The 13486-nt window shown below is 70.4% G+C and carries 14 protein-coding genes and 1 pseudogene; 9 read left to right on the forward strand and 6 right to left on the reverse strand.

The window, feature by feature from the left end; translation table 11 throughout:
- Positions 1–51: 51 nt before the first annotated feature.
- The 3 genes from BLASA_RS08405 to BLASA_RS08415 all read right to left on the reverse strand — a co-directional run bounded on the left by BLASA_RS08405 (position 52) and on the right by BLASA_RS08415 (position 1996).
- The gene (locus tag BLASA_RS08405; RefSeq protein ID WP_014375670.1) at positions 52–357 is read right to left on the reverse strand and encodes a glutaredoxin family protein; all 306 of its coding nucleotides are present in this window, start codon (positions 355–357) and stop codon (positions 52–54) included.
- Positions 354–929 carry a peroxiredoxin family protein gene (locus BLASA_RS08410; protein ID WP_197536278.1) on the reverse strand — a complete coding sequence of 192 codons (576 nt, stop codon included), beginning with the start codon at positions 927–929 and terminating at the stop codon, positions 354–356. Before BLASA_RS08410 ends, BLASA_RS08405 begins: the two co-directional genes overlap by 4 nt.
- A 128-nt stretch (positions 930–1057) precedes the next feature.
- Positions 1058–1996: a cytochrome c biogenesis CcdA family protein gene (locus tag BLASA_RS08415; RefSeq protein ID WP_014375672.1), complete on the reverse strand. Its 939-nt coding sequence runs from the start codon at positions 1994–1996 to the stop codon at positions 1058–1060.
- 230 nt (positions 1997–2226) lie between these two features.
- Between BLASA_RS08415 and BLASA_RS08420 the strand changes: the two genes are divergently transcribed.
- From BLASA_RS08420 to BLASA_RS08460, 9 genes are all read left to right on the forward strand, one after another.
- Positions 2227–2454 carry a hypothetical protein gene (locus tag BLASA_RS08420; protein WP_014375673.1) on the forward strand — a complete coding sequence of 76 codons (228 nt, stop codon included), beginning with the start codon at positions 2227–2229 and terminating at the stop codon, positions 2452–2454.
- A 185-nt stretch (positions 2455–2639) separates the two neighbouring features.
- On the forward strand, positions 2640–3038 hold the full coding sequence (locus BLASA_RS25385) for a hypothetical protein (RefSeq protein ID WP_014375674.1): 399 nt from the start codon (positions 2640–2642) through the stop codon (positions 3036–3038).
- A 159-nt stretch (positions 3039–3197) separates the two neighbouring features.
- On the forward strand, positions 3198–3959 hold the full coding sequence (locus tag BLASA_RS08430) for a prolipoprotein diacylglyceryl transferase (protein ID WP_014375675.1): 762 nt from the start codon (positions 3198–3200) through the stop codon (positions 3957–3959).
- A 3-nt stretch (positions 3960–3962) separates the two neighbouring features.
- Positions 3963–4694: a response regulator transcription factor gene (locus tag BLASA_RS08435; protein ID WP_014375676.1), complete on the forward strand. Its 732-nt coding sequence runs from the start codon at positions 3963–3965 to the stop codon at positions 4692–4694.
- Complete coding sequence (locus BLASA_RS08440; RefSeq protein ID WP_014375677.1) at positions 4687–6132, forward strand: sensor histidine kinase; 1446 nt, start codon at positions 4687–4689, stop codon at positions 6130–6132. The genes BLASA_RS08435 and BLASA_RS08440 overlap by 8 nt, the downstream gene beginning before the upstream one ends.
- A gap of 2 nt (positions 6133–6134) precedes the next feature.
- Positions 6135–6779 carry a class I SAM-dependent methyltransferase gene (locus BLASA_RS08445; protein WP_051004918.1) on the forward strand — a complete coding sequence of 215 codons (645 nt, stop codon included), beginning with the start codon at positions 6135–6137 and terminating at the stop codon, positions 6777–6779.
- An 85-nt stretch (positions 6780–6864) separates the two neighbouring features.
- Positions 6865–7434 (forward strand): copper resistance CopC family protein, encoded by a 570-nt coding sequence (locus BLASA_RS08450; RefSeq protein ID WP_014375679.1) that lies wholly within the window; start codon positions 6865–6867, stop codon positions 7432–7434.
- An 11-nt stretch (positions 7435–7445) separates the two neighbouring features.
- On the forward strand, positions 7446–9413 hold the full coding sequence (locus tag BLASA_RS08455; RefSeq protein WP_014375680.1) for a cytochrome c oxidase assembly protein: 1968 nt from the start codon (positions 7446–7448) through the stop codon (positions 9411–9413).
- Between the two features lie 112 nt (positions 9414–9525).
- Positions 9526–9849, forward strand: a complete 324-nt coding sequence (locus BLASA_RS08460; RefSeq protein WP_014375681.1) for a DUF2933 domain-containing protein — start codon at positions 9526–9528, stop codon at positions 9847–9849.
- A 114-nt stretch (positions 9850–9963) separates the two neighbouring features.
- Here the strand turns inward: BLASA_RS08460 and BLASA_RS08465 are convergent, their stop codons facing one another.
- From BLASA_RS08465 to BLASA_RS08480, 3 genes and pseudogenes are all read right to left on the reverse strand, one after another.
- The gene (locus tag BLASA_RS08465) at positions 9964–10848 is read right to left on the reverse strand and encodes a multicopper oxidase family protein (RefSeq protein ID WP_014375682.1); all 885 of its coding nucleotides are present in this window, start codon (positions 10846–10848) and stop codon (positions 9964–9966) included.
- A gap of 60 nt (positions 10849–10908) precedes the next feature.
- Positions 10909–12332: pseudogene (locus BLASA_RS08470) on the reverse strand (IS3 family transposase).
- A gap of 60 nt (positions 12333–12392) precedes the next feature.
- Positions 12393–13178, reverse strand: coding sequence for a multicopper oxidase domain-containing protein (locus tag BLASA_RS08480; protein WP_014375685.1), 786 nt, complete (start codon positions 13176–13178; stop codon positions 12393–12395).
- Between the last annotated feature and the right edge of the window lie 308 nt (positions 13179–13486).

Genomic DNA, 13486 nt, shown 5'->3' on the forward strand with positions numbered 1-13486 from the left:
GCTGCAGCGCATCCGGCCGGCCCCTTTCGGCGCCGGCCGGATGCGCTGGCCTCACGAGCTTGACCGTCTCCATCCCCAGCTGGTGCCGCGGTGGTCGTGCGGAGCGTCGTCGCGACGCTGGAGCTCGCGCCTGAGCTTGCGCTCGGAGAGGCGGCCGAAGGAGAAGAAGTCCCCGTCGACCAGGATGCCGGGGGCGAAGAGGACGCCGTGTCGTTCCCCCAGCGCCCGACCCTCCTCGGTCTCCAGGCTGATCTCTTCGGTCTCGAACTCCTGTTCCTGGCTCAGCTGGGCCAGCGTCTCCTTGGCCTGTTCGCAGAAGGAGCACGACGTCTGGGTGAGGAGGGTGACGACGGTCATCGGTCGGTCCGGGCGGCCTCGAGGTCGGCGAGGATGGTGTCGACGGGCAGGTACATCGTGTAGTCCGGCGCCCCGCCGTAGTCGGCCCGCCAGACGATCTCCCCCTGACCGTCGACGAGGATGAAGCTGTGCCCGGCCGTGGTGTCGCCCATCATCCCGTACTTGTTCGCCTCGTAGGCCTCGATCACGGCCAGGTCAGGGTCAGCCAGTGCGAGGGACTCCAGGCCGTCATCGTCCATCTTCTGGACCAGCAGGTCCTGGGGAGCGTTGGTGATGCTGACCAACTGGTCCACGCCGGCCTCCTCCAGCTGGGGGGTCGCCGCCTCGAGGTCCCGGATCTGGTCCCAGCAGGCCTGGCAGCCCAGTCCTTCGTGGAAGTACAGCAGCACGTTCTCCCCGCGGAAGTCGCTGAGCGATACGTCCTGTCCGTTCGTCCCCGGCAGGGTGAAGTCCGGAGCCTCCTCGCCGGGGCCGGGTGATCCGACGTCGTAGCGCTCGGGGTCGGCCGCCCCTGCGGAGCTCGTGCTGCTCTGGTAGACGGCGTAGAGGCCGCCGATGACCAGGATCGCCACGAGCCCAGCAACCACCCAGATCCGGGCCCCACCGCCCCGCTGGTCGCGACGCGCGGCGGCGACGGCTCGTGCGCCTTCGGTGCTCGCGTCTCTGGCGGGGCTCTTGGTGCTACCGCGTCCACTCATCGTCATGATCTCCCGGTCGGTGAGGTCTCGGTCGGTTCGACGGCGCGGTCCTCGCCATCGGTCGGGTTGGTCGGCGAGGGGTCGGTCTCCGAGCCGCGGCTGCGCACGGCGCGCAGGACGAGCACTGCCAGTGCGCCGAAGACGAGGGCCGCGGAGAGCCAGCCGGGGATGAACGACAGGGCGTCCTCGACCTGGGCGGCAGCGTGCCCGAGGGCTGCGGTCAGGCGGATCTGCCACTCGCCGGTCGCCATGCCCTGCCCGGCAAGGGCCAGGACCATGGTCAGCGCACCCATCAGGATCATGAGCACGGCGGAGAGCAGCGTGGAGAGGAGAACGGTGCGGCGCAGCCGGCCGGCCCGGAGGGTCACCGTTCGGCTGGCCAGCAGGCGCGTCTTGCCCCAGTCCCGGCGATCCCACAGCAGAGCGATCACGGTCAGCGGCGCCACCATGCCGAAGACGTAGGCGATCCCGACGGCCAGGGCCGCCGGGAAGGACGCGACTGCTCCCGACACCGCTGCGACGCCGGCCAGGACGGGAGCGCAGCAGGCGCTGGCTGCCCCCGAGAAGGCGCCGAGGCTGTACACCGAGCGCAGGCCGCTACCGCCGCCCGTGCGCATGGACGGCATGGGCAGCATGAACTTCCAACCGTTGAGCATCGCCAGACCGGCGAGCACCATGAGGCCACCACCGATCGAGAAGATGATCGCGTGCTGCTCGTTGAGCAGCCGGCTCAGGAACGACGCGCCCAGGGCGATGGGCAGGATCACCGTTCCGACCCCGGCGGCGAAGACGACGGTCATGAGGACCAGGCGCGAGCGCTGTCGGAAGCTCGAGGCGAAGTAGGCCGGGAGCATGACGGACACGCAGCACGGAGCGAGGAGTGCGAGCACGCCTCCGATGAAGGAGGCGAGCACCGTCGTGGACAGCAAGAGGTCCTGCATCGTCACTTCCAGCTGACTCGGATGGGAGGGCGGACCTCTGGTGGCCGGATGGGCGCTACCGGAGACGGCCGCACGAAGGAACTGCGGCGCGTTCCCGCTCCCGCGAAGTCCACTATGACACATAGGAGTCGGCTCGACCACTATGACGAATAGGAGTCGGGGTCGACACCACTATCCTTCTTAGGAGATAGTGGGTCGTCGCGCCACCGGGGCGCCCGAACGGAGGAACCATGTCCGAGTCGCTCTACCTGCTTGCCCTCCTGGCCTGTCCCGTGGGGATGGGCCTGATGATGTGGATGATGATGAAGATGCAGCGGCCGTCCGCCGCTGCGGCCGCGGAGAGCCCTGCCGAGACGACCGTCGAGAAGCAGGCTGAGCTCATCAAGCTGCGCGCCGAGATCGACCAGCTGCGCGCCGAGCGCCGGGACGACTCCAAGCCGGCCGGCTGGGCTCTCTGACTGCTGCGCCGGTACAGCGTGGACTCACAGGACGCGCGCACGCTGGTGTCGACGCTTGGGCCGCCACCTCGTGCAGTGAGCGCATCGCGACCACACATCCGGCACACGGATTCTTCACATCCGGTGGGCACTGTGGAGTCAGGTCGCTCACCGGCGGCCTGTCGCCTACCGAGGAGAAGAGTCTCTTGAGCAAGCGCACGATCATCGCTGTCGCCACCGGTGTCATTGCCGGTGCCACCGTGGTGGGGGTTCCCGCCTTCGCCTACGCCGACGCCGCTTCGGAAACCGGGGCAGCGGATTCCCACATGGAGTCGGTGATGGACGATCCGGCCTTCTACGACCGCATGATGGCCGCCATGTCCGACATGATGTCCGACCCGCAGATGCAGGAGGAGATGCGGGACCACATGCGAACCATGATGGAGGGCATGTCCTCGATGGAGGGCATGGAGGACATGCACGGTCACATGGACGGCATGGGCGGCGGCATGGGCGGCGGCATGGGCGGCGGCATGGGCGGCGGCATGGGCGGCGGCATGGGCGGAGAGTCCTCCGACGACGCCGGCGACTCGGCTACCCCCTGACACCTCCGGCGGAGGGCGCGTTCCTCCCGGTGTCTCCTGGCGCTACGAGGGCCAGGAGCGCCTTAACGGAACCCCGATGAGTCCCGAGCGATCGAGACCGACCGCATCGACCGAGCTGACCAGCGTTCGGTCGCACATCATTGACAGAGAGGCACACCCGTGCGGCCCGTCCTGTTCGAGGTCTTCGGTTTCCCGATCAACAGCTACGGCGTCAGCAAGGCCGCCGCCGCACTGGTGGCGGGGTACCTGCTGGCCCGTGAGTTCCGACGCTTGGGATGGAATCCCGACCGCGCCTGGTCGATCATCATCGCGGCGACCGTCATGGGATTCGTCGGCGGCAAGCTGTACTACCTCGCCGAGCACGCCGGAAGCCTGTCACTGCACTCGTTCGGAGGGTCGGGGTTCACCTGGTACGGCGGCCTGATCGCCGGGGTCGTGACCGTCGTGGTGATGGCGCGCCGGTACGAGCTCCCGCTCGGTCAACTGGCGGGGATCGCGGCCGCCCCGCTGTCCTTCGCGTACGGCGTCGGCCGCATCGGGTGCTTCTTGTCCGGAGATGGCTCGTACGGGCAGCCGTCGGATCTCCCCTGGGCGGTCGCCTTCCCGAACGGGATGATGCCCACCATGGTGCCCGTGCATCCCGCCGCCCTGTACGAAGCGCTCTTCGCGCTCGCACTGGGCGGGGTTCTGTGGGCGCTGCGCACCCGGTGGGCACCGCTGCACGTCTTCGGCCTGTACGCGGTGCTCAGTGGAGTTGCACGGTTCCTCGTCGAGGAGATCCGTCTCAACGAGGAGGTCCTGTTCGGGCTGACCCAGCCACAGCTCTGGTCCCTGATTCTTGCCGCGGTCGGCGTCGGTCTCCTGGTGACCGGGAGGCGTAGCCCGTCCGAGAAGGAGCCGGCCGCGTCCGCGGCCGCCTGAGTCGTGGAGTCCGGCTTCGGCGGTGAACAAGTTACGACAGCCAGCGGAACCGTCCTCGTGGTCGACGACGAGGCAAAGATCCGGGAACTCGTCGGTGCCTACCTAGAGCGCGAGGGCTACCACGTCCTCCTCGCTCAGAACGGTCTGGACGCGCTGCGCCTGGTCGAACGCCTCCGCCCCGATCTGCTGGTCCTCGACCTGGGGCTGCCCGACATCCCGGGAGAAGAGCTTCTCCGCCTGCTGCGCCGGTCCAGCGACGTCCCTGTGGTGATGCTGACCGCCCGGGCCAGCGAGGGAGATCGCGTGGCGGGCCTGCGTCTGGGCGCCGATGACTACGTGACCAAGCCCTTCAGCCCGCGAGAGCTCGTCGCGCGAGTCGGGGCCGTCCTCCGCCGCGCCGGCGGCGGACGGCCCGGTCGCGTTCCGACCTTCGCCAGTGGCCGGCTGGCCATCGACCAGGAGAGCCGGGAGGTGACTCTCGACGGGAAGTCGATCGAGCTGACCCGCACGGAGTTCGACTTGCTCGTGATCCTGTCGTCCCGTCCCGGGCGGGCGTGGACGCGCGCCGAACTGATCAGTCGCCTGCAGGGCCACGGCTTCGATGGGTACGACCGCACGGTGGACGTGCACGTCAAGAACCTGCGGCGGAAGCTCGGCGACCGTTCCCGGCGTCCGAGCTTCGTCCTGACGGTTGCCGGGATCGGCTACAAGTTCGGGGCGCCCGCCGATGAGTAGTTCCCTGGCCCGGCGACTGGGCCTGGGCTTCGCGGCGATCGCGCTCGTCGCGGCCCTCCTGGCCGCCCTGTTGGTCAATCTCGCGTTCAGCAGCCGGTTCGAGTCCTACCTCGACCAGCAACGGTCGGCTCGGGTGGACCAGATCGCTGCTGCGGTCACCGGTTCGTACGTGTCCGCGGAGGGCTGGGACCCCGAGCGTCTCGACCAGCTCGGGCCGGCGATGTCCATGGCCGGTGCCGAGGTCCGCCTGGTCGATGCGGCGGGGGAGACGGTCTGGCCGACCGCAGGCAGCACCACCAGCGAGATGGCGCAGATGCATCGGGAGATGATGGCGGCGGGACCACTGGCCGACCCGGTCACCGTTCCGATCACCGTCGACGGGCAGCCGCGGGGAACCCTGCAGGTCGCGCTCCCCGAGGGCAGTGTGCCGCTCGCTGATCGGCAGCTCCGCAGCTCCGTGAATCGGCTGCTGTTCGTGGGCGGACTCGCCGTAGCGCTGATCGCCTCGGTCCTGGGCCTGCTGTTCGCCCGGCGGGTCACCCGCCCGCTCGCGGAGCTGACCGCAGCAGCTGATGATCTGCGCGCCGGTGACCGTGGCCGGCGGGCCATGGTGAGCGGGCGCGATGAAGTTGCCGAGCTGGCGACGGCGTTCAACGAGCTGGCCGCCTCCGCCGAACGGCAGGAGGCGCTCCGGCAGTCCTTCGCCGCGGACGTCGCCCATGAACTGCGCACGCCGCTGGCCATCCTGCGCAGCCAGCTCGAAGCCGTCCAGGACGGCGTCCTCGACCTGACGCCCGCTCTAGTCTCCTCCCTGCACGAGGAGACCCTGCGGCTCGGGCGCCTCGTCGCCGACCTGGAGACCCTCACCCGCGACGACCACAACTCCTTCTCCCTGGAGCGCGTCACCCTCGATCTGGCCGAACTGGTGCGATCGGTCGCTGCGGGTTTCCAGCACCGCTTCGCCGAGCGTGGTCTCCAGCTGGACCTACGACTGACCCCAGCGCCGGTCTGCGGTGACCGGGTCAGGCTGGCCCAGGTGGTGACCAACCTGCTCGGCAACGCGGTGAAGTTCGTCCCGGTGGGCGGCCGGGTGACCGTGACCACCGGCACCCAGGGTGATGCGGTGCACCTGGAAGTAAGTGACGACGGGCCGGGGATTCCGGACGCGGAACTCCCGCAGGTCTTCGACAGGTACTTCCGAGGACGGGGTGCACGGGCCAACGGCTCGGGGATCGGGCTGGCGGTCGTGGCCACCCTCGTCCGCGCGCATGGCGGAGGGGTGAGCGCCACGAACGCACCCGACGGAGGGGCCGTCTTCACCATCACGTTCCCACTCGCGGAGCCCTCAGGTTCCGCAACGGCATCAGCACGTCCGCAGTCCGCAGTCGCCCGGGGTCCACTGCCCGAGTCCTCGACGGCTCCACTTCTTCAGGAGTGACCATGGCACCACGCAGAAGAGCGGAGGCGGCGCCGCCCACGACCGAGCGCGTGCGCGCCGTCTACGAGCGGCAGGCCGCGCACTACGACGCTGTGATCACGGTCGCCGAGTGGCTGCTGTTCCGGGGCGGCCGGTCGTGGGCCTGTCGGCAGGTCCGGGGGAGGGTCCTCGAGGTCGGCGTGGGCACCGGGCGGAACCTCCCGCTGTTCCCTCCGGACGTCGAGCTGACCGGTATCGAGCTGAGTCCGGCCATGCTGGCCCGGGCTGAGGCGCGCGCCGCGCAGCTGGCCCGGCCGGTAGATCTGTGCCTGGGCGACGCGCAGCGACTGCCTTTCCCCGACTCCAGCTTCGACTCGGTGATCGCCACCCTGACCTTGTGCAGCATCCCCGACGACCGAGCCGCAGTCGCCGAGATGGCTCGGGTGCTGCGGCCGGGCGGCCGCCTGGTGCTGCTCGATCACGTCGCCAGTCCCCTCCCGGCGATCCGGCGGGTTCAGCGTTTGCTGGAACCGGCCTTCCTGCGCCTGGCCGCCGACCACCTGCTGCGGGAGCCCGATGTGGCGGTGCGGGCCGCCGGGCTGGAGATCGAGCATCTGCGTCGCTCGAAGCTGGGCATCGTCATGCGGCTGACGTGCACCAAGCCGTGAGCCACTCCCATTGCCCTGTGCCCTCGGCGCGCCTGGCCCGTTGACACCGCTTCACAGCTCCCGTTCGCACCGAAGAGACAGGACCATGTCGCTCTTGCTCCGCCTGGCAACCCTGGCCGCCGTCGTCCTCACCGTCCTCGGACTGGGGATCGGCAGCGCGTCAGCTCACGCTGAACTCGCCACCTCCGAGCCGAGCGAGGCGCAGACGCTGACCACACCGCCCCGGCAGATCACCCTGACCTTCACCGAGGCGGTCCGGGCTGGCTCGGCCGAGGTCGTGGTCCGCGGCGCCGACGGGCGTTCCGTCACTACCGGCCCCGCTACCGAGACCGATGCCGTGGTGCGGCAGCCGGTGGACCTCAGCAGCGATGGGTCCTACCTGGTTGCCTACCGAGTCGTCTCGCAGGACGGGCACCCGGTGACCGGGGAGCTCACCTTCAGCTACGCCGGGGCCGAATCCTCCGACGCCGGGCCGACCGGAGTGGCGAGTTCGACGGACTCCCCGGAGCCGCCGGTGACGCAAGCCGCCGCTGAGGAGGTGGCCGTGGCCGACGGCGGGGCCGGTGCAGGGCTGTGGTGGATGCTCGGCGTCTCAGTGGCCGTCGTCGCCGGTCTCGGCATGCTGGCCCTGCGCCGACGAGGGCCTCGGGGCTGAGCGAGAACCACATGGCTGACTCTCTCGTGACTGCGCAGGCAGCCGACCGCATGCGCAGCCGCTGGCCGGTCCTCCTTCCGGCGGCCGCCGCGGCGCTGCTGTTGACCTGGCTGACCTTGTCGGCCGGGTCCGAAGAGGAGTCGTCGGTCGCCGGGCTGCCCGGGTCCGATGCAGGGGCGGCCTGGCTCGTGCCCATGGTGCAGCTGCTGAACGACCTGGCTGCGGTCATGACCGCCGGATGCCTGCTGGGTGCGGCGGTCCTCCTACCGGGCGACCGGTTGCTCGCTGCCGCCGGTTACCGGTGGGTGCGCACCGCCGGGTGGTCGGCTCTGGTGTGGAGCCTGCTGTCGCTGGCCGCGGTTCCGGCGCTGCTGGCCGAGTTCCTCGGACGAGGATTGTCGGGAGTCACGCCGACGGCGGTCGTCCAGTTCGTGGCGGACAGCCCTCAGGCCCAGGCCCGACTCGTCGTGGCTGTCCTCGCTGCGGTGCTCGCCATGGCCGCCAGGGTGATCCTCTCCATGGGCGGGACGCTCGGTCTGCTCCTGGTCGCCCTGCTCGCCGCGCTTCCGCCGGCCCTTGTCGGGCACGCCGGCGGCACCGGCGGGATCTACGGCCCGACCGCGGTCGCTCTGCACGTCCTGGGCGTGGTCCTGTGGGCGGGAGGACTGGTCGCCCTCCTGGTCTGCCGCTCGATCAGTGTCGGAGCCGCCGGTGCCGCCGTCTCCCGGTTCAGCCGGCTCGCCGGACCGCTGGCGTTGCTCGTCGGTGGGAGCGGGGTACTCACCGCGCTGACCCGGCTGTCCGACCCGGCACAGGCGCTGGGCTCCAGCTATGGGTTGCTGGTCATGATCAAGCTGGTGGCGTTCGTGGGCTTGATCGTGGTCGGGGCGTGGCATCGGCGCTGGACCATGCCTGCCCTCGTCGCCGGACGTCCGGCAGCGTTCCTCCGGCTGCTCTCCGTGGAGGTGGTGCTCTTCGGAGCCACCATGGGGGTGGCCGTCGGCCTCAGCCGCACACCGCCCCCGACGCCCCCCGCCGCGGCCCAGGGCGGCGGAAGCCATGCCGCTGCTGACGTCGTCGTGCCGGCCCCGCCGTCGCCCGCCGCGTTGCTGGACGTCCATCCGGGCCTCGTGTTCCCCGTCCTGACCGCAGCGGCGATCGGGTTGTATCTCGCCGGCGTCCGGCGGATGTCCGCCCGAGGACGTCCGTGGCCAAGGCTGCGGACCCTCGCCTGGTCCGCGAGCTGGGCGCTGGTCCTCCTCGTGACCAGCAGCGGGCTCGCCGGCTATGGCGGGGTGCTGTCGAGCGTGCACGTCCTCCAGCACTTCACCCTGTCCCTCGCCGCGCCGCTGCTGATGGTGCTGGCCCGACCGGGCCGGCTTGCCATGACCGCCCTGCGGCCCTCGACGGGGCAGGACCTGCGAGGACCGCGGGAGTGGCTGGTGGCGCTCCGTGGTCGTCCGGTGATGGGGGCAGCTCTGCACCCGATGGTCGCTCTACCGGTCTACCTGGTGGTGAACCACTCCGTCTACGTCTCCGGGCTGTACGGCTGGCTACTACGGTCCGAGGCCGCCGACGTCGTCTTCTTCACCCTGTTCCTGATCAGTGGGACGCTCTTCTTCCGCGCGCTGCTCGGCCCCGCCGGACCGGACACCGCAACGGCGCCGAGACCCCCCGTCGTCCTCGCCGCGCTGGCAGGGTGGGCGGCCGTCCACGGTGCGGTTGCGCTCGTGGTGCTCCGCAGCGGCCCGCTCCTGGCCGCCGAGTGGTGGAGTCAGCTGCTACGCCTCTGGGGGCCGATGCCGATCGAGGACCAGCAGACCGCCGGACGGATCGCGGCGACCTACGGGGTGGCCATGCTCTTCGCCACCGTCCTCGCCATCCTGTGGCGGCGAAGCCGTCGGCCGGGGGCGCCTCCGGCCGCTGCATGCAGCGCCGCACCTGTCCAGGGCGCGCCACAGGTGCAGGGGACCCGCTGATCGCCACGCCGGGGCAACAAGCCGGCGGATGCGCTTGCGGGGCCGTCCGGCGATCGGCTTTACTAGCCTGGATAGTAGTAAGACCACGTCTGCGAGCGCAGGGAGAAACGACATGCTCAGGTCGATGCGGTGCTGCCTGAACCCGAAGGTCATCGGGGGTCTGATCGCCGCAGGCGTGGCGCTCTGGCTGATGGCCCCGGCCGCCAGTACCGCGGCACTTCCGCTGCTCATCGCGCTGGTCTGCCCCCTGTCCATGGGCGTGATGATGTGGCAGATGAATCGCGGCGGCGGTAGTTGTGGCGCCTCGAGTGGGGGCCGCTCTGCGGCAGCCCCCTCCGTCGACGTCGACGAGGAGCTGCGGCAGGCGCGCGAGGAGGTCTCGATCGCCCGGGCCCGCCAGCAGCTGGGTGACCGGGGCAATCAGGCGCCCGCCTGACAGGGCAGGCGCGCCGCTGACGCGGGCGCCCACCGGCGGGACGGACTCTCACCGCGCTACGAGGCGTGTGGTGGGGCCCTCTCGGGGTGGTGACCGCGGAGGCGGTCACACCGTTCAGGACGAGGACGTGGCGACGTAGGAGATGATCGTCGCCATGCCGGTGCCCATGTGGTAGGCGTTGTGGCAGTGGGTCAGCCACTGACCCGGATTGTCGGCCGTGAAGTCGACGATCACCCGTTCCCCCGGCGCCACCATCACCGTGTCCTTCACCGCACCGGCGAACAAGGGGAGGCGGTTCCGCGCCGGATCTCGCAGGTCACCGGCAGTTGCTCCCGGGAAGAGGTCACCAGAACCTCGCACGGTGAAACTGTGGCCGTGCACATGCATCGGGTGGTACATCGGAGTCTGGTTGACCAGCTCCAGTCGGACCCGCTGGCCCTCCCGGATGGCCGCGGGCGTGATGCCGGAGAAGGGGCGCCGGTGGTCGTAGCTCTGGGCATTGATGCGCCAGGCGAAGCTGAACATGTCTCCGGTGAGATGGAGGGTGTGGGTCACGTCCGGGGGCAGGTCGTCCTGGTCAACGGTGGGCGCCGCGCGGAGGTCGGTGAGCCGGAGCAGTCGCCCACTCAGCTCACGGGGAGCCGCAGCGGCTGACGGGGCTGCACCGCTGGCAGTGCGGACCACTCCGAGCGCCTGGGCCCCATGGCCTTCTGCCACCGCCACCAGCGGGAAGGCCCCGTCTCCGAGGGTGACGAGCACGTCATAGCGCTCGCCGGCGCCGATGTGGAGGTTGTCGACCGTGATCGGCTCGACCGGGAACCCGTCGGTATGGGTGACGGTCAGCCGGTGGCCTCCGAGAGCTACCCGGAAGGTGGTCGTCCCGGCGGCACTGATCAGCCGGATTCGTGCTCGTTGACCCGGCCTGGCGGCGAACGTCTCGGGGTCCGTGGGCAGGTGCCCGTTCAGGAGGTAGAACGGGTACCGCACGCTGTCGGCCATGCGCGACGCTGCGGACACTGGCGTCTCGGAACCTGTCAAGCCGGTTGAGACAAGATCGCGTTAGTTGTTCTGGATGAGGGCCTCCCTGCTGGGCTGGTTGATCCAGGCGGCGGTCGGCAGCGGTGGCGGGGTGGGGCGCCGGTGGCCGAAGCGGGTGGGGTTGGCCGCGTAGGCCGCTGCCAGGGTCGCGGCCCGCTGGGCGCGGACCTCACCGGCGGTGCCGTGGTGCACCGAGGCCGGGGTGTGCAGCCCGAGCCCGGAGTGGCGGTGGTCGTGGTTGTAGTAGGCGAAGAACGCCTCGCAGAACGCGCGGGCGTCGGCCAGGCAGCCGAACCGGTCGGGGAAGACCGGGGCGTACTTCAGCGTCTTGAACGCCGACTCGCTGAACGGGTTGTCGTTGGAGACGTGCGGCCGGGAGTGGGAGCGGGCCACGCCGAGGTCGACCAGCAGCTGGGCGACCGGCTTGGAGGTCATTGAGGTGCCGCGGTCGGCGTGCACGCTGCCCGGAGCGCCGTGCACGGCGACCGCGTCGGCGATCAGGGCCTTGGCGATGTCGGCGTCCTCGCGGGCGGCGACGGTCCAGCCCACGACGTAGCGGGAGAAGATGTCGAGCACGACGTAGAGGTCGTAGTAGACGCCGCGCTGCGGTCCGCGCAGCTTGGTGATGTCCCAGCTCCACACCTGCCCTGGCGCGGTGGCCAGCAGCTCGGGCTTGGCCCGCGGCGGATGGGTGGCCTGCCGGCGCCGCTCCCGGGACTGCCCGGCCGTGCGCAGCAGCCGGTGCATGGTCGACATCGAGCACAGGTAGCTGCCCTCGTCCAGCAGCGTCGCCCAGCACTGGGCCACGGACTTGTCGGCGAACCGGGCGCTGTTGAGCGTGGCCAGCACCTGCTCCCGCTCGGCGTCGGTGAGCGCGTTCGGCGGTGCCGACCGCGGCGGCTTGTCCTGCCGGGGCGCCGGTGGAATCTGGGCGCGGTAGTGCGTTGCGCGTGACCAGCCCAGCAGCGCACACGCCTGCGTGGTCGAGGTGTGCGCGGCCAGCTCGGCCACCGCTGGGGCGATCACTTCTTCGACGGCTTGTCGGTGTCCGCGCTCTCGGAGAGCAGTTCCAAGAGCGCGTGTGCTTTTCCCACAACGTCCAGGGCGGCCTTGGTCTTGGCCAGCTCGGCCTCGGCCCGCTCCGCGCGGGCCCGCAGCCGCTCGAGCTCGACCTGCTCCGGCGTTCGCTTGGCCGGCCGCGGGCGGCTCTCCAGCCCGGCCAGGGCGCCGGCGTCGCGGGCGCGGCGCCACTCGACCAGGTGCGAGGAGTACAGGCCTTCCCGGCGCAGCAGCGCGCCCCGCTGGCCGGGCTCGGTGGCGTCGTACTCGGCCAGGATCTGCAGCTTGTACTCGGCGGTGAAGGAACGCCGCCGGGGACGCTCGGCTCGAGGACTCACCTGTCCATCGTCGGTCACTGGCGCAGCGGAAAGGTCTGCCGTCGTCATCGTCATCGTGATCAACCTGTCTCGCCCTGTGCGGAGGGAGAAAGAACTACCCGAGGTGTCTCACGTCAGCCTGACGCACAGGGTCTGCCCTGCCGGAGTGTTGGTCATCTCAGCGGTCTGGTGGTAGTCCCAAGACGCTGACCGGTCCTCGATCTGTCCCGCCTGGACGGGAACCTTGTAGCTCGCTTCCATGTCTCCATTGCGGAGCTCGGACAAGACCTCATCGGGGGTCCCCGCGGCGCCGTCGATCCAGTCGTCGAGGACGACCACGAACTCCACGTCGTAGTCGCCGGCTTCCCGCGGATCGTCGATGATCAGCGGCGCGAAGAGGCCCCGTTCGCGTTGCATGCCCACGTGCGGATGGAACCAGTAGGTCCCCGGATCGGGAGCGACAAAGGAGTAACGCATCGTTTCGCCCGGGGGGATGACGGGTTGCGTCAGGTGGGGCACGCCGTCCATGTCGTTCCGGAGCCGAAGTCCGTGCCAGTGCACGGTGGTCGGCTCGGGCAGCCTGTTGTGGACGTCCACGTCGAGCAGGTCTCCGGCGGTACAGCGCAGGGGCCGCCCTGGCACCTGGTCGCCATACGCCCACGTGCGAACGACGCGTCCACCCAGGTCGACTTCGACCGGCGCCGGGGTCACCGACGCACGGACGCGACGGCCGGTGCCTCGGGCGAGGCGGGCCTGCTCAACACGGCGCACCGCATCGGAGCCGGCCAGCACCCGTCCCTCCGCTGCGGTGGCCGTCGCGGGCAAGGCCGCCCATGTGCCACCGGTCGCCGCCATTCCGGCCAGCCCCACCGCCCCGAGAAGCAGTCCGCGCCGAGAGATCGAGGGGCCGGTCACCTGCCACCGTCCTTGTCGTCGGTCGTGTCGATGTGGTCACAAACAGCCGCCGGCGGCCGTCCGGACGGCGTGCCGCCATGAACTCCGCTGGCGGCTACCGCCCGGCGGCGGGGCTTCCGTGGTGCGGACCAGCGCTCTCCGTCCATGACGCGAGAGATACTACGCGTTCTAGTAGACCTGGACACCCTTCGCGAGTGGGCGCCCGGCTCGGAGCCTCTACGTAGCGACCTAGTAGTAGTCTCTACGTAGCGCCATAGTAGGGCTGGCTGGCGCGCGGCTGATCGAGCGTCCGCTGGGCGACTCGGTGG

Source organism: Blastococcus saxobsidens DD2, assembly GCF_000284015.1.
GTDB lineage: Bacteria > Actinomycetota > Actinomycetes > Mycobacteriales > Geodermatophilaceae > Blastococcus > Blastococcus saxobsidens_A.